Annotated in this window: 20 protein-coding genes; 13 read left to right on the top strand and 7 right to left on the bottom strand. The window is 73.1% G+C overall.

Features of this window, described 5'->3' with window-relative positions; all coding sequences use genetic code 11:
- Positions 1-73 precede the first annotated feature (73 nt).
- Positions 74-742 carry a hypothetical protein gene (locus tag ACNF49_RS36555; protein ID WP_482940433.1) on the top strand — a complete coding sequence of 223 codons (669 nt, stop codon included), beginning with the start codon at positions 74-76 and terminating at the stop codon, positions 740-742.
- Positions 739-2,481: a SpoIIE family protein phosphatase gene (locus tag ACNF49_RS36550; protein WP_482940432.1), complete on the top strand. Its 1,743-nt coding sequence runs from the start codon at positions 739-741 to the stop codon at positions 2,479-2,481. The genes ACNF49_RS36555 and ACNF49_RS36550 overlap by 4 nt, the downstream gene beginning before the upstream one ends.
- 16 nt (positions 2,482-2,497) lie before the next feature.
- On the opposite strand, the gene ACNF49_RS36545 is transcribed toward ACNF49_RS36550, so the two are convergent.
- On the bottom strand, positions 2,498-3,205 hold the full coding sequence (locus tag ACNF49_RS36545) for an NADPH-dependent F420 reductase (RefSeq protein WP_498703284.1): 708 nt from the start codon (positions 3,203-3,205) through the stop codon (positions 2,498-2,500).
- A 320-nt stretch (positions 3,206-3,525) separates the two neighbouring features.
- On the opposite strand from ACNF49_RS36545, the gene ACNF49_RS36540 reads away from it, so the two are divergent.
- Positions 3,526-4,041, top strand: a complete 516-nt coding sequence (locus ACNF49_RS36540) for a carboxymuconolactone decarboxylase family protein (RefSeq protein WP_482940430.1) — start codon at positions 3,526-3,528, stop codon at positions 4,039-4,041.
- Positions 4,042-4,065: 24 nt separating this feature from the next.
- On the opposite strand, the gene ACNF49_RS36535 is transcribed toward ACNF49_RS36540, so the two are convergent.
- A complete protein-coding gene (locus ACNF49_RS36535; protein WP_352354061.1) occupies positions 4,066-4,458 on the bottom strand; it encodes a nuclear transport factor 2 family protein in 393 nt (130 codons plus the stop codon).
- A 139-nt stretch (positions 4,459-4,597) separates the two neighbouring features.
- On the opposite strand from ACNF49_RS36535, the gene ACNF49_RS36530 reads away from it, so the two are divergent.
- Together ACNF49_RS36530 and ACNF49_RS36525 are read left to right on the top strand one after the other, a co-directional pair.
- Positions 4,598-5,170, top strand: coding sequence for a carboxymuconolactone decarboxylase family protein (locus ACNF49_RS36530; RefSeq protein WP_498703283.1), 573 nt, complete (start codon positions 4,598-4,600; stop codon positions 5,168-5,170).
- A complete protein-coding gene (locus tag ACNF49_RS36525) occupies positions 5,170-6,705 on the top strand; it encodes an NAD(P)-binding domain-containing protein (RefSeq protein WP_482940428.1) in 1,536 nt (511 codons plus the stop codon). The genes ACNF49_RS36530 and ACNF49_RS36525 overlap by 1 nt, the downstream gene beginning before the upstream one ends.
- Here ACNF49_RS36525 and ACNF49_RS36520 read toward each other — a convergent pair.
- On the bottom strand, positions 6,696-7,838 hold the full coding sequence (locus ACNF49_RS36520) for a carboxylate-amine ligase (protein ID WP_482940427.1): 1,143 nt from the start codon (positions 7,836-7,838) through the stop codon (positions 6,696-6,698). The genes ACNF49_RS36525 and ACNF49_RS36520 overlap by 10 nt on opposite strands.
- 163 nt (positions 7,839-8,001) lie before the next feature.
- On the opposite strand from ACNF49_RS36520, the gene ACNF49_RS36515 reads away from it, so the two are divergent.
- The gene (locus tag ACNF49_RS36515) at positions 8,002-9,258 is read left to right on the top strand and encodes a cytochrome P450 (RefSeq protein ID WP_482940426.1); all 1,257 of its coding nucleotides are present in this window, start codon (positions 8,002-8,004) and stop codon (positions 9,256-9,258) included.
- Positions 9,259-9,283: 25 nt separating this feature from the next.
- Here ACNF49_RS36515 and ACNF49_RS36510 read toward each other — a convergent pair whose 3' ends face one another.
- A complete protein-coding gene (locus tag ACNF49_RS36510) occupies positions 9,284-10,135 on the bottom strand; it encodes a DUF72 domain-containing protein (protein WP_482940425.1) in 852 nt (283 codons plus the stop codon).
- Positions 10,136-10,213: 78 nt separating this feature from the next.
- On the opposite strand from ACNF49_RS36510, the gene ACNF49_RS36505 reads away from it, so the two are divergent.
- Complete coding sequence (locus ACNF49_RS36505; protein WP_357968839.1) at positions 10,214-11,071, top strand: NAD(+)/NADH kinase; 858 nt, start codon at positions 10,214-10,216, stop codon at positions 11,069-11,071.
- 6 nt (positions 11,072-11,077) lie between these two features.
- On the opposite strand, the gene ACNF49_RS36500 is transcribed toward ACNF49_RS36505, so the two are convergent.
- Entirely contained in the window at positions 11,078-12,367 is a 1,290-nt protein-coding gene (locus ACNF49_RS36500; RefSeq protein ID WP_482940424.1) for a YibE/F family protein, read from the bottom strand.
- A gap of 70 nt (positions 12,368-12,437) precedes the next feature.
- Here ACNF49_RS36500 and ACNF49_RS36495 point away from each other — a divergent pair, with 70 nt between their 5' ends.
- Positions 12,438-13,151, top strand: a complete 714-nt coding sequence (locus tag ACNF49_RS36495) for a DUF72 domain-containing protein (RefSeq protein WP_482940423.1) — start codon at positions 12,438-12,440, stop codon at positions 13,149-13,151.
- Positions 13,151-14,119: a magnesium transporter CorA family protein gene (locus ACNF49_RS36490; RefSeq protein WP_357968848.1), complete on the top strand. Its 969-nt coding sequence runs from the start codon at positions 13,151-13,153 to the stop codon at positions 14,117-14,119. The genes ACNF49_RS36495 and ACNF49_RS36490 overlap by 1 nt, the downstream gene beginning before the upstream one ends.
- Positions 14,120-14,135: 16 nt before the next feature.
- On the opposite strand, the gene thrS is transcribed toward ACNF49_RS36490, so the two are convergent.
- The gene (gene thrS, locus ACNF49_RS36485) at positions 14,136-15,311 is read right to left on the bottom strand and encodes a threonine--tRNA ligase (protein WP_482940422.1); all 1,176 of its coding nucleotides are present in this window, start codon (positions 15,309-15,311) and stop codon (positions 14,136-14,138) included.
- Between the two features lie 196 nt (positions 15,312-15,507).
- Here thrS and ACNF49_RS36480 point away from each other — a divergent pair, with 196 nt between their 5' ends.
- Entirely contained in the window at positions 15,508-16,482 is a 975-nt protein-coding gene (locus ACNF49_RS36480; protein WP_482940421.1) for a helix-turn-helix transcriptional regulator, read from the top strand.
- On the opposite strand, the gene ACNF49_RS36475 is transcribed toward ACNF49_RS36480, so the two are convergent.
- Positions 16,436-16,966: an ATP-binding protein gene (locus ACNF49_RS36475; protein WP_498703282.1), complete on the bottom strand. Its 531-nt coding sequence runs from the start codon at positions 16,964-16,966 to the stop codon at positions 16,436-16,438. The genes ACNF49_RS36480 and ACNF49_RS36475 overlap by 47 nt on opposite strands.
- A 176-nt stretch (positions 16,967-17,142) precedes the next feature.
- On the opposite strand from ACNF49_RS36475, the gene ACNF49_RS36470 reads away from it, so the two are divergent.
- The 3 genes from ACNF49_RS36470 to ACNF49_RS36460 all read left to right on the top strand — a co-directional run bounded on the left by ACNF49_RS36470 (position 17,143) and on the right by ACNF49_RS36460 (position 19,053).
- A complete protein-coding gene (locus ACNF49_RS36470; protein WP_357968858.1) occupies positions 17,143-17,610 on the top strand; it encodes an adenylyltransferase/cytidyltransferase family protein in 468 nt (155 codons plus the stop codon).
- 74 nt (positions 17,611-17,684) lie between these two features.
- Positions 17,685-18,269, top strand: a complete 585-nt coding sequence (locus ACNF49_RS36465) for a hypothetical protein (protein WP_357968861.1) — start codon at positions 17,685-17,687, stop codon at positions 18,267-18,269.
- A gap of 40 nt (positions 18,270-18,309) precedes the next feature.
- On the top strand, positions 18,310-19,053 hold the full coding sequence (locus ACNF49_RS36460; RefSeq protein ID WP_482940419.1) for a DUF427 domain-containing protein: 744 nt from the start codon (positions 18,310-18,312) through the stop codon (positions 19,051-19,053).
- Positions 19,054-19,067: the final 14 nt, after the last annotated feature.

Genomic DNA, 19,067 nt, shown 5'->3' with positions numbered 1-19,067 from the left:
GCCTTGGAACACTTTGCTCATCCATTGCGGAGAGTGCATATATCCGTACAAGGAGCTTGCATAGCCTGATTTCATGGGAGATATCCCCCACGCGCCGCCACCACCTCCCGGCCCGGCGGACGGCGACGGCGGCCCGGCCCACAAAGGCGCCCCGGCCCACGATAGCGGCCCCGCCCACGACGGCGGCCCGGCCCACGAAGAGGCGCGGGCCAACGGCGAGGCGCGGGACGCCGACGAGGGGCTGGCCCGTGACGGCGGCTTGGGCCATGACGAGGGCCGGGCCCGTGACAAGGGGCGGCCTCACGACGAGGCGCGAGCCCATGACGAGGGGCGGCCTCACGACGAGGCGCGAGCCCATGACGAGGGCCGGGCTCACGACGAGGAGTGTGCCCACGACGGTGGCATGGCGCGTGATGCGCACGTCGACAGGCTGCTGCTCGGCGCGGCGACCAGCACGCAGGCGCACGTGTGCGTGCTCTTCGTCCTGGCCGAGGACGGGCGTGTGCTGATGATGGAGGCCGAGTCGGGCCTTCCCGAGCCCTTCTCGCGCTCGTGGGTCCTGATCAGGTCCACCGACCAGTCGCCGGTCGCGGTGGCGGTGCGGCAGCGGCGGCTGGTGTGGGTGCCCGACCGGGAGACCATGGCCCGCGAGTTCCCGCTCGTGGCGCTCGCCTTCCCGTACGGGTTCGCGCTGGCCGTAGCGCCCCTGGTCGGCCGCGACGGCGAGGTGCGGGGGCCATGATGCTGCTCTGGCCGCCCGCCCCGGCCCGCCGTCCCACCGGGCACCAGCTCGACGTGCTGACCGCCGCCTGCGCCGACCTGGCGGAGATCGTCCCTAGGGGGAACCGGCCGGTGCCGCCGGGGCACCAGCCGCGCGTACTGACCAGGGAGCCGCCCGGCGGCGAGGACCTGCTGCTGACCTGCCTCAACCGGCTGCCCGAGGGCTACTGCATGCTCGACGTCGAGGGGCGGCTCACCCTGGTCACCGCCCCCGCCGAGGAGCTGCTGCAGGCCGAGGCGGGCGAGCTGACCGGCAAGCGTCCCTGGGACGTCCTGCCGTGGCTGGGCGAGCCCGCCTACGAGGACCGCTACCGCGCCGCGGTGGTCAGCCAGGAGGTCACCTACTTCACCACCCGCAACCCGGGCGGCCAGTGGGTGGCCTTCCATCTCTATCCGGGCCTGGCCGGCGTCACCATGCGGGTCACGCCGAGCACGATGGCCCGCGACCCGCGTCCGGTCATGCCCGACCAGCTCGTCACCACCGACCGGCCGCCGCGCCTGGTCGCGCTGCACGAGATGCTGCACCTGGCCACCACCCTGGCGCGGGCCGTCACCGCCCAGGAGGTGATCAACCTGGTCGCCGACCACGTGATGCCCGCCTACCACGTGCAGGCCCTGGCCATCCTCACCTCCAGGGGCGGGCGCATGCAGGTGGCCGCCTCGCGCGGGTACAGCGAGCAGGCGATCGAGGAGTACGACGGCCAGCCCCTGCTGCACCTGTCGCCCGGCCACCCCCTGGCCGCCGGCGCGCCGGCCTTCTTCGGCACCTGGGCCGAGCTGCGCGCGACGTACCCGGAGGCGATCAGGTCGGACGACATGTCGGCCTGGGCGTTCCTGCCGCTGACGGCCGGCGGGCGGACGGCCGGCATGTGCATCCTGGCCTACGACCGTCCCCACCGCTTCACCACCGACGAGCGGGCCAGCCTGACGGCCCTCAGCGGGCTCATCGCCCAGGCGTTCGAGCGCGCCCGCCTCTACGACGTCAAGCACCAGTTCGCGCAGTCGCTGCAGTCGAGCCTGCTGCCGCGCACCCTGCCCGGCGTCCCGGGGCTGGAGGTGGTCGCCCGTTACCTGCCCGCCACGCCCGGCATGGACATCGGCGGCGACTTCTACGACCTGATCCGGCTGGAGGAGAAGGTGGCCGCCGCCGTCATCGGCGACGTCCAGGGGCACGACGTCACCGCCGCCGCGCTGATGGGCCAGGTGCGTACCGCCATCCACGCCCACGCGAGCGCGGGCGCCAACCCCGGCGAGGTGCTCGCGCACACCAATCGCCTGCTCAGCGAGCTGGCCCCGGACCGGTTCACGAGCTGCCTGTACATCAGCGTCGACCTGGGGCGGAGCATGGCGTGCGTGGCCAGCGCGGGCCACCTGCCGGCGCTGCTGCGCCGGCCCGGCGAGCCCGCCCAGGTGGTGGAGGCCGCCCCCGGGCTGCTGCTCGGCATCGAACCCGGCACCGAGTACGCCACCACCCAGCTCGCCCTGCCGCCCGGCTCGGTGCTGGCCCTCTACACCGACGGGCTCATCGAGGTGCCCGGACGCGACCTCGGCGAGGCCATCGGCGGCCTGGCCGCCGGGTTCGCCCCCGCGCCGGAGCAGCCGCTCGCCGACGTGGCCGAGGACATGATCGCGGCGGCGGCGGCCGTCGAGCACCGCGCCGACGACATCGCCATGCTGCTCCTGCGCACCGGCCGAGCCTGAGCCACGCCAGTCGGGGTCAGGCGCGCCACTCCGGCGTGCGTTCCTGGCGGGCCTGGGCCAGGGCCTCCCTGACGCCCTCGGCGTCCTTGTCGGTGGTGTAGACGGGGCTGCCGGGCTGCTGCCGCCACGACTCGTCGAGGCCGCCGGCGTCCACGGGGTCGAAGCCGAGCGCGTCCACCAGGCCCATCACGATCTTCTTGCCGCGCTCGTCGTCGGCGGCCACGGGCAGGGCGATGCGCCCGGGGGTGCCGGAGGGGCGGCCGCCGTGGCCGAGGTGGTCGGCGAAGATGTTGTTGAACGCCTTCACCACCGGATGGCCGAGCTGCTGCTCGACCCATCGGCTCTCCGGCATCCCGGCCTCGATCTCGTCGATCCGACCGTCGCGCTGGGGGTAGTAGTTGCCGGTGTCCACGACGGTCAGGCCGCCGGTGACGTCGTCGAACAGGTCGTCGGGCAGCTCGGGCACCTTGCCCTGGGGGATCGTGACCACGACCAGGTCGGCTCCCTGGGGCGCCTCCTCGACGGTCACCGGGGTCGCGCCGGTCTCGGCGGCCAGGCCGGTGAGCGTCTGGGGGCCCCGGGAGTTGGCCACCGCCACCTCGTGCCCCAGCTCGGTCAGGCGCCGGGTGAGCGTGCCGCCGATGTTCCCCGCGCCGATGATGCCGATCTTCATGCTCCGCCCCCGGTTGTGCGCCTCAACTACTGTTCGCCAGGATATCGTCACAACGCGTTATCGCTGGTCGGAGGCCCTGTCGGCGCGCCGGAGGACGGCCGAACCGGATTCCGGGCGGATGATGCCAGCGGCGCCGCTGGCATCAAGTGGTCACCGGTACGCAACTTCCTGGCCGTTCCCCGGCGAAATCTGTGCACGACGAACCCGCACACTGGATGCCATAGGCAGGCAAACGGACGTTGGAGGGCCGAATGGGAAATTCAGCATTACGTTCCGTCTCGCACGACGCTGGGCGGCGTGAATTCGTTAATCACGCGGGCGGGACGCGTCCGCATATCCAGCTGGTGTCCGACGAGCCGGGGATTCGGGGGTTGTTCCGTTACCGTCCCGAGGCGGCCGAACCGCTGACCCTGCTCTCCGAGGTGCTGCTGTGCGGGGACAGTCCGCTGAGCCGGGGCGAGCGCGAGCTGATCGCCGCGTACGTGTCGTCGCTCAACCGGTGCCGGTTCTGCTTCCACACCCACGCGGCCTTCGCCGCCGTCCGCGTGCCGGACGGCATGGAACTGGTCGACGAGACCTGCGCCGACCCGGCGGCGGCCCCGCTCTCCGGCAAGCTCAAGGCCCTGCTGGGCATCGCCGGGGCGGTGCAGCGCGGCGGGCGGGAGGTCGCCGACGAGCACGTGCGCGCGGCCAGGGCCGAGGGCGCCACGGACCTGGAGATCCACGACACGGTGCTGATCGCGGCGGCCTTCTGCATGTACAACCGGTACGTGGACGGCCTGGCCACGCTGGCCACCGACGACCCCGCCCATTACGCCGACAGGGCCCGACTGACCAGCGGATACGTGAAGGTGTGGAACGACGAGGCGCTGGACGAGGCCGGCTGAGCGGCCCCGTCCGGCGGGGCGTGATCAGCCGAAGAACTCGTCCACCGAATAGGGGTCGAGCGGGAAGCTCCAGCGCTCGCTGATCTTCCCGTCGGTGATCCGGAACAACTGCATGCCGCGGTCGTCGAGCGAGCGGCCGTCGCGCTCGCCGCGGATGCGCAGGACGGCGGCGACCTGGTCGCCGCCGACGAGGTAGGACTCCGGCTCCAGGCGCAGCGTGCCGGTGGTGGACTGCAGCAGTTCGGCCAGGTAGCCGAGCACGGCTTCCTTGCCGGAGTAGTCGCGGGCCATCGGTCCGCGACCGGGGACGTGGAAGATCACGTCGTCGGCGAGCAGCCGGCGAAGGTCCTCCAGGTCGCCCTTGGCAATGGCGTCGTAGGTGTTGCCGGCAACGGTGATGTGGGGATGCTCATCCATGACGACCGCCAGTCACAAACGGGGTTTAGGTGGCGTCCGAGACATTACGCGCGTCAGTTGCAGGAGACAAGAAGGAGGCGCAAATAACGAGATCTTGCGCAATTTGCCAGAGTGTGCAGACTAGGAGAAAACCGCATCGATGGGAGCTTGCGTGCCCCATATTGCCCTCGATTCCGATGAACCAGGAATCCGCGGACTTTTCCAGTTCAGCCCGGAGACGGCCGCCCCGATGAACGCGCTGGCCGAGGTCCTCCTGCGTGGCGACAGCACACTGAGCCGCGGCGAGCGGGAGCTGATCGCGGCCTACGTGTCGGGGCTCAACGAGTGCCGGTTCTGCACGGCCTCGCACGCCGCGTTCGCCGCCGCCCAGCTCCCCGAGGGCATGACGCTGGTCGACCAGGTCCGCGCCGACCCCGGCACGGCGCCCGTCACCCCCAAGCTCCGCGCCCTGCTCGCCATCGCCGCCGCCGTGCAGCGGAGCGGCCGGGACGTCACCGACAAGCTGGTGGCCGCGGCCAGGACGGAGGGGGCCACCGACAAGGAACTGCACCACACCGTGCTGATCGCGGCCGCGTTCTGCATGTTCAACCGGTACGTCGACGGCCTGGGCACCTCCGCCCCCGACGACCCCGCCGGGTACGACCTGGCCGCGCAGCGCATCCTGACGCACGGCTACACGACCGTCCCACCGGCGGCGGGACAGCAGGGCTGATGGACGGGGAACACCACCGGTTCGTGATCATCGGCGCGGGACCCGGCGGGCTGCAGCTCAGCTACTTCCTGCAGCGCGCCGGGGCCGACTACGTCACCCTGGAACGCGAGGACGCACCCGGCGCCTTCTTCCGCAGTTATCCGCGCCACCGCCGGCTCATCTCGCTGAACAAGGTGCACACCGGCGAGAAGGAGCGCGAGATCCAGCTGCGCTGGGACTGGAACTCCCTGCTCAACGACGAGCCCGACCTGATGTTCCCGAACTACTCGCGCGAGTACTTCCCGCACGCCGACGACCTGGTCCGCTACCTCGCCGACTTCCAGCGCGTCCACGGGCTGCGCGTGCGGTACTCGACGGCCGTCGAGCGCGTCGAGAAGGACGGCGCGGGCTTCGTCGTCCACGCCGGTGACCAGGTTCTCCGCGCCGACTGCCTGATCGTCGCCACCGGCTGGGGCGGCCCGCACGTCCCCGACATCCCGGGCATCGAGCTGGCCACCGGCTACGAGGACGTCCCCGTCAACGGGGAGGACTTCGCCGACCAGCGCGTCCTGGTCATCGGCAAGGGCAACTCGGCGTTCGAGACCGCGCAGGCGCTGCTCCCGCACGCCGCGGTCATCCACCTGGCCAGCCCCAGCCCCGTCCGCCTGGCCTGGACGAGCAAGCATCCCGGCCACGTCCGCGGCCAGTACGGCGCCTTCCTGGACAGCTACTGGTTCAAGACCCTGCACGGCGTCCTGGAGTGCACCGTCGACCGCCTCTGGCGCGAGGGCGGCGGGATCAGGGCCGCGATCACCTACACGCTGGCCGACGGCGAGCAGGCGCTGCTCGACTACGACGCCGTCCTGCGCTGCACCGGCTTCACCATGGACACCGGCCTGTTCGGCGACTCCTGCCGTCCCGCGCTGACCCCCGGCGGCCGGATGCCGGCGATCCGCCCCGACTTCCAGTCGGCCGACGTCGACGGCCTGTACTTCGCCGGCACCCTCATGCAGACCCGCGACTTCAAACGGGCCTCCTCGGCGTTCATCGACGGCTTCCGCTACAACCTGCGCTCCCTGACCGCCCTGCTGCTCGAACGCTACGAGGGCAGGCCGCTGCCCGTGCGCGAGCTGCCCGCCGACGCCGACGTGCTCACCGGGTCGATGCTCGACCGGGTCAACCACAGCTCGGCGCTGTGGACCCAGTTCGAGTACCTGTCGGACGCGTACGTGCTCGGCCCGGACGGTGTCGTACGCCACTACGAGGACCTGCCGGAGGACTACGCCCGCGAGCGTTTCGCCGCCGCCGGGCTGTGCCTGACGCTGACCCTGCGCTGGGGGCCGCGCGACCGCGCCGACGTGTTCGCCATCCAGCGCCACCCCACGCCCGAGCGGGCCGACGAGTGCGCCTTCCTGCATCCCGTCGTCCGGGTCTGGCGGCACGGCGAGCCGGTCGCCGAGCAGCATCTCCTGGAGGACCTGCAGGCCCGCTGGCGCGACCCCGTACGCCACGTCGAACCGCTGCGCGCGTTCCTGGCCGCCCGGCTTCAGTCGTAGGAGGAGAAGCGGGCCACGAGATCGTCGACCACGTCGGCGAGCGCCCCCCGCCGGGCGTGCGCGGCCCGCTGGCGCTCGGCGCCGCCGCCGTTCTCGCGCAGCAGCCGCCACCCCTGCCCGGCCGCCGCCGAGTCGCCGGCGGCGGCCAGCGCGGGCCCGACGTGCTCCAGCAGCCGCGCCACCAGTTCGGCGACCGGCCGCGCCGCCCCCGTGAACGGATCGACGCCGGACCCGCCAAGCCCGTCCCTGGCGGCCCGCCAGTAGGCCACGCGCAGCAGCTCGCCGGGCACCTCGGGGCCCGGATCGCCGTCCCGCACCCTTTGCAGCGACGTCGTGACCAGCGCCCGCACCACCAGCGCGAGGAACACCGACTCGCGGGTGGAGGCGGGCACGTCGGCCACCCGCACCTCCACCGTGGGCAGCCGGGCCGACGGGCGCACGTCCCAGAACAGCGTCCCGGGGTCGACCAGCGCGCCGCTGTCGGTCAGCGCCGCGACCGTGCGCTCGAAGTGCTCCAGCGACCCGAAGTACGGCGGCGGCCCGGCCACCGGCCACTTGCCCCAGGCCAGCACCCGCCAGCCCGCGTAACCGGTGTCGCGGCCGGCCCAGAAGGGCGAGTTGGCCATGAGCGCGAGCAGCACCGGCAGCCACGGGCGCACGTGGTTGCAGACCAGCACGGCCTGCTCCCGGTCGGGCACGTGGATGTGCACGTGACCGGCGCAGATAGCCTGCTCGTCGTGCAGGGCGCGGTAGTTGTCGATGCCGACGCCGTACCGGGGGTGCTCGGTGATCGGCGGCGGGACGACGTCGCCGATCACCGGCGTGCCGGAGGCGACCACGGCCAGGCCCTCGGCGCGCGCGGCGGCGGCCACGACCTCGCGCATCCGCCGCAGCTCCGCCGCCAGCTCGGCCCGGCTCGCGCAGGGCGCCGTCTTGGCCTCCACCTGGAACTGCGTGATCTCCGTGCAGACCCGGTCGCCCAGCCCGGCCGCGGCGCGCCCGACGACGGCCGCCGCCCCGGGGGCCACGGCGCGGGTGGCCGGATCGACGACCAGGTACTCCTCCTCGACGCCCATCAGGCGGGCGGTCACGCCGCCGGAGGTCTGCCGTAACGACTCGGCGGTAGCCGTCATGTGCGCTCCACTCCACTGCTCGACTCGACTGCGGGGACACTGCGGGAACACTGCCATCCGATCTTGCCCTGCCGGGCGCCGCCGCAGGGCCGAATGGCGCAGTCGCCCCGGGGGAATGGCTCTCCTGGCCGTACTACCCCCACATCCAGAGGAGGGCCCGCCCGTGACCGCGACCATGTCCGTGGAGGAGGCCGGGCACGTGTTCGCCACGCCCGCCGCGTACGCCGACGAGACCCGGCTGCACGAGGCCCTGGCGCTGCTGCGCCGCGAGTCCCCGGTGCACCGCGTGGAGGTGCCCGGCTACAACCCCTTCTGGGCCGTCACCCGGCACACCGACCTGCTGGAGATCGAGCGGAACAACGCCCTGTGGCTGAGCGCGCCGCGTCCGGTGCTGCGGAGCGCGGAGATCGACGCCCGCCTGGCCGAGCAGCGGGCGCGCGGCACCGGCCTGAAGACGCTCGTCCACATGGACGACCCCGAGCACCGCGTCCTGCGCGCCGTGGGCGCCGACTGGTTCCGGCCGAGGGCCATGCGCGCCCTGGAGGTACGCGTACGCGACCTGGCCCGCCGCTACGTCGACCGGATGGCCGCCCATGGCGGCTCCTGCGACTTCGCCCGGCAGGTCGCCGTGCACTACCCGCTCTACGTCATCCTGTCGCTGCTGGGCCTGCCCGAGTCGGACTTCCCGCGCATGCTGCGGCTCACCCAGGAGCTGTTCGGCCAGGACGACAGCGACAACCGGCGCGGCGGCACCGCCCAGGACCACACCGCCGTGCTGGCCGACCTGCTGGACTACTTCCGCGAGCTGACCGCGGCGCGCCGGGCCAGGCCCACCGGCGACCTCGCCTCGGAGATCGCCAACGCCCGCGTGGACGGCCGCCCGCTGAGCGACCTCGACGCCGCCTCCTACTACGTCATCATCGCCACCGCCGGGCACGACACCACCAGCTCCACCATCGCCGGCGGCCTGGAGGCGCTCATCCGGCACCCCGGCGAGCTGCGGCGGCTGCGCCGGGACCCCGGGCTGCTGCCCTTGGCGGCCGAGGAGATGATCCGGTGGGTGAGCCCGGTGAAGGAGTTCATGCGCACCGCCGCCGCCGACACCGTCGTACGCGGCACGCCGGTCAGGCGGGGGGAGTCGGTGCTGCTGTCGTACCCGTCGGCCAACCGGGACGAGGAGGTGTTCGCCGAGCCGTTCCGGTTCGACGCCGGTCGCGATCCCAACCGGCACCTGGCCTTCGGCTCCGGCGTCCACTACTGCCTCGGGGCCGCGCTCGCCCGCATGGAGATCCGGGCGCTGTTCGCCGAGCTGCTGCCCCGGCTGGAGAGCGTGGAGTTCGACGGCGAGCCCGCCTGGGTGGCCACCACGTTCGTGGGCGGGCTCAAGCACCTGCCGATCCGCTACACGCTGCGCGCGTGAGGCCGCCCGCGAATCCGGCGGCCGGTCAGAACAGCGTCGGGGGCTCGGCGGGCATCGGCTCGGGCAGCGGACGCAGCTCCGGCACCCGGGCGCGCACCTCGTCGTGGAAGCGGCGGGCCAGCATCGGCGCGTCGGCGTTGTCCGGCGTGTGGACGAACACGGTGGGGGAGCGGCCCTCGCGCAGCCACCCGGCGACCGTGTCCACCCACCCCCGCCAGCCCTCGACCGTGGCCTCGACGGAGTCGCGGCCCAGGTAGCGGACGATCGGACGGCCGGTGAGCGCGCGGGTGCGGCGCGGCACGCGCGGCTTCTTCGTCCACGCGTCGCGCTCGGCGTCGCTGGTCGGCGGGGTGCGGAACAGCGTCACCGTGTCGAACGGCACCCACTCGGCGCCGGCGGCGGCCAGCACCCGTTCGAGCTGCCCGGCCTGGCGGGCGTCGTCGAAGAAGGCGCGGTGGCGGACCTCCACGGCGTAGCGGTGGGAGCGGGGCAGGCGGTGCAGGAAGGCCGCCAGCGTGCCGAGGTCGGCGGGGCCGAAGGCGGGCGGTAACTGCACCCACAGGGCGTGCGCGCGCGGCCCGAGCGGCTCGATGGCGTCGAGGAAGGCGTGGAGCTCCTGCTCGGCGCCGGTCAGCCGGTGGTGGTGGGTGATGGTCTTGGGCAGCTTGACCACGAAGCGGAAGTCGGGGTCGAGCTGCCGGGCCCACGACTCCACCGTGGCGCGCGCGGGGGTGGCGTAGAACGTGGTGTTGCCCTCGACCGCGTCGCACCAGGTGGCGTAGGCGCGCAGGCGCTCTCCCGGCGGGAGCGGATGGGGCAGGAAACGTCCGTTCCACGGTGTGTGCGTCCACATCGCGCATCCCACATGAAGCCGCATGCCTCCGACGTTAGCGGAGCCGCCGGGTGCCAGGGGCCGCCGCGGATGTCCGGGAACGCCACCGTTTAGGCTGGTCGCATGGGCATGGTCGGGACGGTCGGGCTGGTGCTGCATCCCCAGCGCGACTCCAAGAAGGCGATCGACACCATCCTGCGCTGGGCCGCGGACAAGGGGGCCACCGTCCTCGGGCTGCCCGAGGAGGTCGGGCGCATCGACTGCAGCGCGGTGCCGGTCGACGCGGTCGCCCTGGTCGAGCGGGCCGACCTGCTGGTGGGGCTGGGCGGCGACGGCACGATGTTGCGGACCATGCGGCTGCTGGCCGGCCGGCCCACGCCCATCCTGGGGGTGAACCTGGGCAAGCTCGGCTTCCTTGCCGAGATCGACGTGGACGAGCTGGCCGGCACGCTGTCGGCCATCGACCGCCACGAGTACACGATCGAGCCGCGGATGGCCGTCAAGAGCGTGGTCGCGGGGGTCGCGGTGACGGCGTTCAACGACATCGCGCTGGTGCGCATCCCCGGCGAGGGGCTGGCCGCGGTGTCGGTCACCCCGTCGGGCAGCCCGTTCGTGAGCCTGTCCGCGGACGCGGTGATCGTGGCCACCTCCACCGGCTCCACCGCCTACAGCTTCTCGGCCGGCGGGCCGATCGTCTCGCCGCGCGTGGAGGCCATCCTCGTGGTGCCCGCCGCCGCCCACTCCTCCTTCAACCGGGCCCTGGTGCTGCCCGCCGACGAGGAGGTGACGCTGGAGGTGCTGCCCACGAGCGGCAGGCTCGCCGTCGAGGTGGACGGGCGGGTGGTCGGCCACCTGTGCTCCGGCGACACCGTCACGGTCACGGCCTGGCCGGGGGCGGCGAAGGTGGTCCGCGTCGGCACCACCTTCTACGAGCGCGCCCGCCGCAAGCTGCGGGTGGACGGCAGCGCCGAGGTCGGCTGACCCCGCTCAGCGGCGGTGCCGGGCGGGCCTGGTGAGCGGGCCGCCGGCCCGCACGGGCCGGGTGAACGGCTCGCCCTCCGGCACCTCCGCGGGCCGCGCGCCGCGGGCGGCGACCAGGGCCGACAGCGCGGTCGTGATCGGCACGGCGGCGATCAGCCCGAGCGTGCCCACGACGCTGCGGACGATCTCCTGGGTCACGACCGGCGTGGTCAGCACGTCGCCGAGCGGCTGCGCGCCGATGCTGAACAGCAGCAGCAGCGGCAGCGACGCCCCCGCGTACGCCAGGATGATCGTGTTGATCACCGAGGCGATGTGGGCCCGCCCGACGCGTCCCGCGGCCCGGTACAGGCGGGCGAAGCCGTAGGAGGGGTTGGCCGCGGCCAGCTCGCCCACCGTCACGGCCTGCGTGACGGTGACGTCGTCGAGCACGCCGAGCGCCCCGATGATGATGCTGGCCAGCAGCAGCCCCTCGGTGTCGATCGACAGGCTCATGCCCAGGGTCAGGGCGGTGTCGTCGGTGACGCCGTTGAGCCGGGCCAGGCCGAGCGCCCCGTACGACAGCAGCCCGGTGAGCGCGAGGCTGGCCAGCGTGCCCAGCACGGCCATCGACGTGGTCAGGGAGAAGCCGTGGGTGAGGTAGAGCACCGTCAGCATGATCGCGGCCGAGCCGACGACGGCGACCAGCATCGGCGGCTCGCCCGCCAGCACGGCCGGGATGACGAACGTCAGCAGCAGCCCGAACGTCACCACCAGCCCCACCAGCGCCGTCACCCCGCGCCACCGTCCGAAGGCGATGACCGCCAGCGCGAACGCGCCGCCCAGCAGCCACAACGTCGTCGACCGGTCGTGGTCGGAGAGCTGGTAGGCCCCGTCGGCGGCCCGCAGCAGCAGCACGTCGTCGCCCGACGTGAACCGCTGGGCCCCCGGCCCGCCCGGCAGCCGCAGCGTGACGTCGCGGCCGGCGTCGGGCCCCGAGCCGACCCGTACGGTGGCGTTGCCGCAGGTGGCCGGGTCGGGCACCGGCATGCCCTCCTGGACGGCCGGGCAGCGCCGGAGCGTGACCGAGGTGACCGTGCCCTCGACCCGCTCGACCGCCGGCTCCTCCCGCCCGTCCTGGCCGGACGGCGCCGCCTGCCCCGCGGGCCAGAGCCACACCAGGCAGGCCAGCGTCGCCAGGGCCAGCGGCACCAGCACGGCCAGGCTCGCCACGACCGCCCGGCGCGGCGGCGGCGCGGCGGGCGCGCCGTGGCCGTGGCCGTGACCGTGGCCGTGACCGTGGAAATGATCGGCGCCCATCGCGTGAAAGATCCTCCTAGGCTTCCGGGACTGCGACAGTAACGCACCCGGCGCGGGGTAGGAGCCGGGTGTGGCGACGCTGGTGGGCACCTCCGGATGGCAGTACAAGGACTGGCGCGGCGTGCTGTACCCCGAGGGGGTCCCGCAGCGGTTGTGGCTGGAGACGTACGCGGCCGAGTTCCCCACCGTCGAGAGCAACAACGCCTTCTACCGCCTGCCGTCGCCGGAGACGTTCGCCGCCTGGCGGGAGCGGACTCCGGGCGGGTTCGTGATGGCGGTCAAGGCCAGCCGGTACCTCACCCACATCAAGCGGCTGACCGAGCCCGAGGAGCCGGTCGCCCGGCTGATGGCGGCCGCCGGGGCGCTCAAGGAGAAGCTGGGCCCGGTCCTGCTGCAACTGCCGCCCACGCTGCGCGCCGACCCCGCCCTGCTGGACCGCTGCCTGGGCTGCTTCCCCGGCGGCGTGCGGGTGGCGGTGGAGCCGCGGCACGACTCCTGGTGGACCGGCGAGGTGCGCGAGGTGCTGCTCGCGCGGGGCGCTGCGCTGTGCTGGGCCGACCGGCTCGGCCGGCCGCTGACGCCGCTGTGGCGCACCGCCGACTGGGGGTACGTGCGCCTGCACGAGGGTCTGGCCGCCCCCCGGCCCTCCTACGGCGCGGCGGCGCTGAAGAGCTGGGCGAGGAGGGTGGAGCAGGCCGGATGGCAGGACGTCCACGTCTACTTCAACAACGATCCGGGGGGAGCGGCCGTGCGCGATGCCCGGCGATTTGCCAGACTCGCCTGATGCGCACGCGTCTGTACAGGAACGGCGTCCTCGAAAAGGAGGGCTTCCCCGTCGAGGAGGTCTCCGACCACGTCGGCGACCCCGAGGCCGCCGTCTGGTTCGATCTGTGCTCGCCCACCCCCGAGCAGCTCAACCTGGTCGGCGAGGAGCTCGGCCTGCACGAACTGGCCGTCGAGGACGTCCTCAGCGACCACCAGCGCCCCAAGCTGGACGTCTACGACAACCACCTGTTCATCACCGTGTACGGCATCCACCTCGACGAGGGCCACCTCGTCCCCGTCGAGGTGAACGTCTTCGTCACCCCCAACGCCCTGGTGACCGTGCGCGAGAGCGCCCGCTTCGACATCGACGAGGTGGTCAGGCGCTGGGACGCGACCTCCCGCCTGGCCTCGCACGGCGTCTCCTTCCTGCTGCACGGCCTGCTCGACTACGTCGTGGACAGTCAGTTCGACCTCGTCCAGGACCTCGACGCGCGGGCCGAGGCCATGGAGGAGTCGCTGTTCGACGACGCGCCCCGCGACGGCAGGGAGCTCCAGCGCGCCATGTACGTGCTGCGCAAGGACACCGCCAGGCTCCGCAAGATCTCGATGCCGATGCGGGAGGTGCTCGGCACCCTGCTCCGCCGGGACCAGGAGATCGTCGCCGACCCGGTGATGGCCCCCTACTACGAGGACGTCTACGACCACGTCCAGCGGGTCGCCGAGTGGGTGGAGGCGATCCGCGACATGCTCGCCAACGTCCGGGAGACCCGCCTGGCCCAGCAGGGCTTCCGCCTCAACGAGATCATGAAGCGGGTGACGAGCTGGGCCGCCATCATCGCGGTGCCCACCGCCATCACCGGCTTCTACGGCCAGAACGTGCCCTACCCCGGTTCCGGGGACATCTCGGGCTTCTGGGTGTCGTCGGTGCTGGTGGCGGTGGCGTCCGTGGTGCTGTACGCGGTCTTCAAGAAGAAGGACTGGCTCTGAACGCCGGTGACGGACGTCAGAAGCGCGGCCGGCACTCCTCGGCCAGCCTCTCGACCGGCACCGGGCCCGCCTGACGGCCGTCCCGCAGCCGGACGGCCGGCACGCCGCCGGCCACCTCGCGCGGCCCCACCACGAGCTGGTACGGCACCAGCCGGTGCGCCCTGATCCTGGCCCCGAGACTGCCCCGGTCCGCGGGCGCCAGCTCGGCCCGCAGCCCGGCGGCGACCGCCCGCCACAGCAGGTCCCCGGCCGCCGGGAGCTCGGCGTCCGACAGCGGCAGCACGACCGCCTGCACGGGCGCCAGCCACGCGGGGAACGCGCCGCCGTGCACCTCGATCAGGTGCGCGACCAGGCGCTCGATCCCGCCGACCACGCTGCGGTGCACCATGACGGGACGCCGCCCGCCCGCGTACGACAGGTCGAAGCGCTCGGGCTGGTACAGGTCCACCTGGACGGTCGACAGGGTGCTCTCGCGGCCCGCCGGGTCGGCGATCTGGATGTCGATCTTCGGGCCGTAGAAGGCGCCCTCGCCGCGCTCCTCGTCGTAGGCGCGGCCGCGTTCCGCCAGCACCTCGCGCAGCACGGCCTCCGAGCGCGCCCACATCGCGGGGTCGTCCACGAACTTGCCGCCCTCGCCGCGCAGTGAGAGCCGGTAGCGGGCGGCCTCGATGCCGAGCTGGGCGTGCGCGGCCTCGATCAGGTCGAGCGCGGCCGACACCTCGGCCGCCGCCTGCTCCGGCGCGCAGAACACGTGGCCGTCGTTGAGCTGGATGGCCCGCACCCTGGTCAGGCCGCCGAGCACGCCCGACAGCTCCGAGCGGTACATGCCGCCGAGCTCGGCCACGCGCAGCGGCAGCTCCCGGCGGCTGCGCCCGCGCGAGCGGTAGATCAGCGCGTGGTGCGGGCACAGGCTGGGCCGCAGCACGAACTCCTCGCCGCCCACGTTCATCGGCGGGAACATGTCCTCGGCGTAGTGCGCCCAGTGGCCCGACCGTTCGTACAGCTCGCGTTTGCCGAGCACGGGGGAGTTGACGTGCACATAGCCGTGGCGGCGTTCGAGCTCGTGGACGTAGTCCTCCACGGCCTTGCGCACGGCGGCCCCGGCGGGCAGCCAGTAGGGCAGGCCGGAGCCGATCAGTGGATCGGTGCCGAAGATCTCCAGCTCGCGGCCGAGCCTGCGGTGGTCGTTCATGATCGTCCTTTGCGGTGAAAGGGCGAACGACCAGCTCCCGGGCGCCCGCCCGGGATGCATGGAATCAGCGCGCCGGGACCGTGTCCGGCGTCGTCGTGACGAGAGCGCGCTGCATGCCTGCCACCGTAGCACCGCGGTGGCCGTGAAGAAAATCTTCAACAACCGGTCAAGGAATGGCAAATGATATAAAAGAGCCGTGGCTGAGATCACCTTGAGCGTCCGCCAGTTGCAGGCGTTCGCCGAGGTCGGCTACCAGGTCGCGGGCGGTGGCGGCGCGCACGCGGCGATGGCGGCGCTGCGCCGGGTGGTCCCGCTCGACGCCTACGAGTTCGTCGCCTTCGACCCCGCCACCGGCCGGCACCACAGCGTCGTCTCCGACGGCCACCGCCGCATCGACCGCGACGCCGCCGAGGAGTACGCCGCGCTCGACGCCTGCCGCGAGGCCATCGCCGGGCGGCGGCCGGTGCCCATGCCGCAGCCGGGCACCGAACGGTACTTCCGCCGCCATCTGGCCCCCTACGGATGGCGGGCCGGGCTGACCGCGCCGCTGTTCCTCGCCGACGGCGGCCGCTACACCGGCCTGCTGCACCTGGCCGCCAAAGACGACTTCCCGCTGCTGACCGGCGCCCTGGTCGCCGCCGTGAGCCCGATGCTCGCGCACGTCACCGACCTGACCCGGTGCGTGATCGACCCCGCCGGGCTGCCGCCCGACTTCCGCGCGGTCGCCTTCGACCGGCTCGGCGAGCGCCGCGCGGTGCCCGGCCACGAGGTCTCCCGCGAGCTGTGGGACGACCCCGCCATGGCGGCCTTCGCGCGCGCGTTCATCGACTCGCGGGAGCTGAGCCGGCGCGGCCTGTGGCTCGACGGCGGCGGCCGCTGGCACGAGGTGCGGCTGCTGCGGGCCGGCGTCGGCTACCAGGGCTCGCTGCAGGGCGCGGTCGCCGCCGAACGGCCCTGCCCGCTGCCCTACGACCTGACCGGCCGCGAGGTCGACGTGCTCACCCGGGTCGCGGCCGGCGACTCCAACCCGCAGATCGCGGCCTGCCTGGTGCTGAGCGTCCGGACGGTGACCACCCATCTGGAGCACATCTTCGCCAAGCTGGGCTGCGACAGCCGGACCAGGCTCACCACGAAGGCGCTGGCCGAAGGGTTGTGCCGGCTCGACCTCTGACGCAGGGCTCCTGCCCGGCGGGCACCCGGGCCTGCGTCAGCTCGAACCAGACGGTCGTCAAGCCCCCTTCGCGGACGAACCCCCAGCGGTGGCTGAGCGCCTCGACCAGTGGCAGCCCCCGGCCGCTGGTCGCCTGGAGAGCGGTCCGGCACACGCACGGCGGGCCGTCCGCGCCGCCGTCGGCCACGCACACCCGGACCGTGGTGTCCGAGCTGAGCACCGACACCGTGAACGAGCCGCCGTCCCCGGACCTGGTGTGCAGGATCGCGTTCGTGGCCAGCTCGCTGGTGAGCAGCACCACCTCGTCATGGAACGGATGATCGCGGCCGAGCGCGTCCGTCACGAGCCCCCTGGCCCGCGAGACCTGGGACGCAACCCCCGGAAGCCGGACCGCGAGGTCGCGGAACCCGGGCGTTTCACCCCCGTCGGCATGGTCTGAGTCCCTCGGCGCCACGGCGACCTCCCCCGAATCAGGTGACGTCATGAGACGCGCGGGCAGGGGGCGAGAGATTATCGCGAAAAGGTAGGAATGCTCTTTCCAAGGTCGCCTGCACGACCTGCCGCGGCGACCGAGTACGCTGCGATCGACGAGTCGTCTAGGCCCGTGGGGGAGCAAAGCGTGCACAGCAGCCTACTCGCCCGGCCGTCGGAGGAGGTCGCGTGAGCAGCCTGGAGGCCGTCTGGGTGGAGCCGTACGACCTGCCCGGGGCGGCCGTCGTGACCGGCGTCTTCGACATCCTGCACGTCGGCCACGTGCGCTACCTGGGCGCCGTGGCCGACCGCGGGCTGCCTCTGGTGGTCGGCGTGGAGGACGACCCGCGCGTGCGGGCGTGGAAGGGGCCCAGCCGGCCGTTCAACCCGGCGGCGGAGCGGGCCGAGGTGCTGGCCGCGCTGCGCTGCGTGTCCGGCGTCTTCGTGGTGGCCGGGCCGCCCGAGGCCCACGGCCCCGAGGACTACATCGACCTGCTCGCGCCGATGCGGCCCGGTGCGCTGGCCCACACGGCCGGCGACCCCCACGCGGGCGCGCGCGCCACGGCCGCGGCCATCCTGGGCGCGCAGTGCTGGGAGATGGCGGCCATCCCCGACCGCTCCACGACCCGCATCGTGAACGCCGCGGGAAAGGGCTGACGAGCCGATCCCCCGGGAGCGACGGGGGAGTCGCTGAAACGGGCAGCGGCCATGATCGCGTAATCTTTCATGCCATGATGGCCGACCTGGTGGCGAAGCGGGTGACGAACCTGCTGGCACCGCAAGTGCTGGTGATCGTCATGCCGCCCGCCGTGGGCCTGCTCGCCCAGGGATGGGCCGGCGCGGCCTGGGGCCTGGTGGCCTCGGCGTTCTGCGGCGGCGTGCCGGCGGCGGTGATCGCGCTCGGCGTGCGCTCGGGGCGGCTCGACTCCCACCACATCGTCGACCGGGCCCGCCGCACCGGTCCGCTGCTGGCCGCCGTGGCCGCCGTGCTGGTCGCGCTCGCGCTGCTGGTCGTGCTGGGCGCGCCGCGGCTGCTGGTGGCCACCGTGACCGCGATGCTGGTCGCCCTGGCGGTGACCGTGCCGATCACCACCCGCTGGAAGATCTCCTTCCACGCCGCCGTCTCGGCGGGCACGGTCGTGGTGCTGGCGCACGTGCTGCCCGCCGTGCCGGTGGCGATCGCCGGCGCGGCCGTGGTGACGCTGGTGTGCTGGGCCAGGGTCCGCCTCGCCCATCACACGTGGGCGCAGGTCGCGGCGGGCGCGGTCACCGGCACGCTCACCACGTGGGTGACGCTGGCGCTGTTCGGGGTCTGAAGGCCGGAATAGCACCGCCGCCACGCGGGTTGGCGGGGACATGGATGCCACGAACCGGGGCCGGGTCCGCGTCGAGCGGTCGGCCAAGCGCGTGCGGACCTACCTGGGCGGCCGGCCGATCGCCGACACGACCCGGGCCCTGCTGGTGTGGGAAGGCCCCTTCTACCCCACCTACTACTTCCCCCTCCAGGACGTCGAGGAGGCGGCGCTCAAGCCGACCGGCACGTCCCGGCACTCCCCGAGCAGGGGCGACGCCGCCGTCCACACGGTCACCTCGGGCGCCGCGCAGGCCCCGGAGGCGGCGCTGGTCTACGACGACTCGCCGCTGGAGGAGATCCGCGGGCACGTGCGCTTCGACTGGGACGCGATGGACGCCTGGTTCGAGGAGGACGAGGAGGTCTACGTGCACGCCCGCGACCCGTACACGCGGGTGGACATCCTGCCGAGCTCGCGGCACATCCGGGTGGAGGTCGACGGGGTCACCGTGGCCGACTCGCGCAACGCCCGCATCCTGTTCGAGACCGGCCTGCCGGCCCGCTACTACCTGCCGAAGACCGACGTACGGCTCGACCTGCTGGAGCACACCGACACCGCCACCCACTGCCCGTACAAGGGGACGGCGGAGTACTGGTCGGTCAACGGGAAGAAGGACCTGGCCTGGTCCTACCGCACGCCGCTGCCCGAGAGCGAGCGCGTGGCGGGCCTGATCGCCTTCTACAACGAGAAGCTGGACATCTTCGTCGACGGCGAGCGCGAGGAGCGCCCGCAGACCAAGTTCTCCTGAGCCCGGCGGCGCCC

It is taken from the genome of Actinomadura sp. ATCC 39365, from assembly GCF_054392275.1.
The sequence above is the reverse complement of the archived record's forward strand: the minus strand, read 5'-3'. Positions and strand labels throughout refer to the sequence as shown.

Coding starts and splice junctions, on each gene's coding strand:
- ACNF49_RS36505 (WP_357968839.1), top strand. CDS start 10,214: ATGGGCATGGTCGGGACGGTCGGGCTGGTGCTGCATCCCCAGCGCGAC.
- ACNF49_RS36465 (WP_357968861.1), top strand. CDS start 17,685: ATGATGGCCGACCTGGTGGCGAAGCGGGTGACGAACCTGCTGGCACCG.
- thrS (WP_482940422.1), bottom strand. CDS start 15,311: ATGAACGACCACCGCAGGCTCGGCCGCGAGCTGGAGATCTTCGGCACC.
- ACNF49_RS36555 (WP_482940433.1), top strand. CDS start 74: ATGGGAGATATCCCCCACGCGCCGCCACCACCTCCCGGCCCGGCGGAC.
- ACNF49_RS36490 (WP_357968848.1), top strand. CDS start 13,151: ATGCGCACGCGTCTGTACAGGAACGGCGTCCTCGAAAAGGAGGGCTTC.
- ACNF49_RS36475 (WP_498703282.1), bottom strand. CDS start 16,966: ATGACGTCACCTGATTCGGGGGAGGTCGCCGTGGCGCCGAGGGACTCA.
- ACNF49_RS36535 (WP_352354061.1), bottom strand. CDS start 4,458: ATGGATGAGCATCCCCACATCACCGTTGCCGGCAACACCTACGACGCC.
- ACNF49_RS36500 (WP_482940424.1), bottom strand. CDS start 12,367: ATGGGCGCCGATCATTTCCACGGTCACGGCCACGGTCACGGCCACGGC.
- ACNF49_RS36525 (WP_482940428.1), top strand. CDS start 5,170: ATGGACGGGGAACACCACCGGTTCGTGATCATCGGCGCGGGACCCGGC.
- ACNF49_RS36520 (WP_482940427.1), bottom strand. CDS start 7,838: ATGACGGCTACCGCCGAGTCGTTACGGCAGACCTCCGGCGGCGTGACC.
- ACNF49_RS36510 (WP_482940425.1), bottom strand. CDS start 10,135: ATGCGGCTTCATGTGGGATGCGCGATGTGGACGCACACACCGTGGAAC.
- ACNF49_RS36530 (WP_498703283.1), top strand. CDS start 4,598: ATGGGAGCTTGCGTGCCCCATATTGCCCTCGATTCCGATGAACCAGGA.
- ACNF49_RS36550 (WP_482940432.1), top strand. CDS start 739: ATGATGCTGCTCTGGCCGCCCGCCCCGGCCCGCCGTCCCACCGGGCAC.
- ACNF49_RS36460 (WP_482940419.1), top strand. CDS start 18,310: ATGGATGCCACGAACCGGGGCCGGGTCCGCGTCGAGCGGTCGGCCAAG.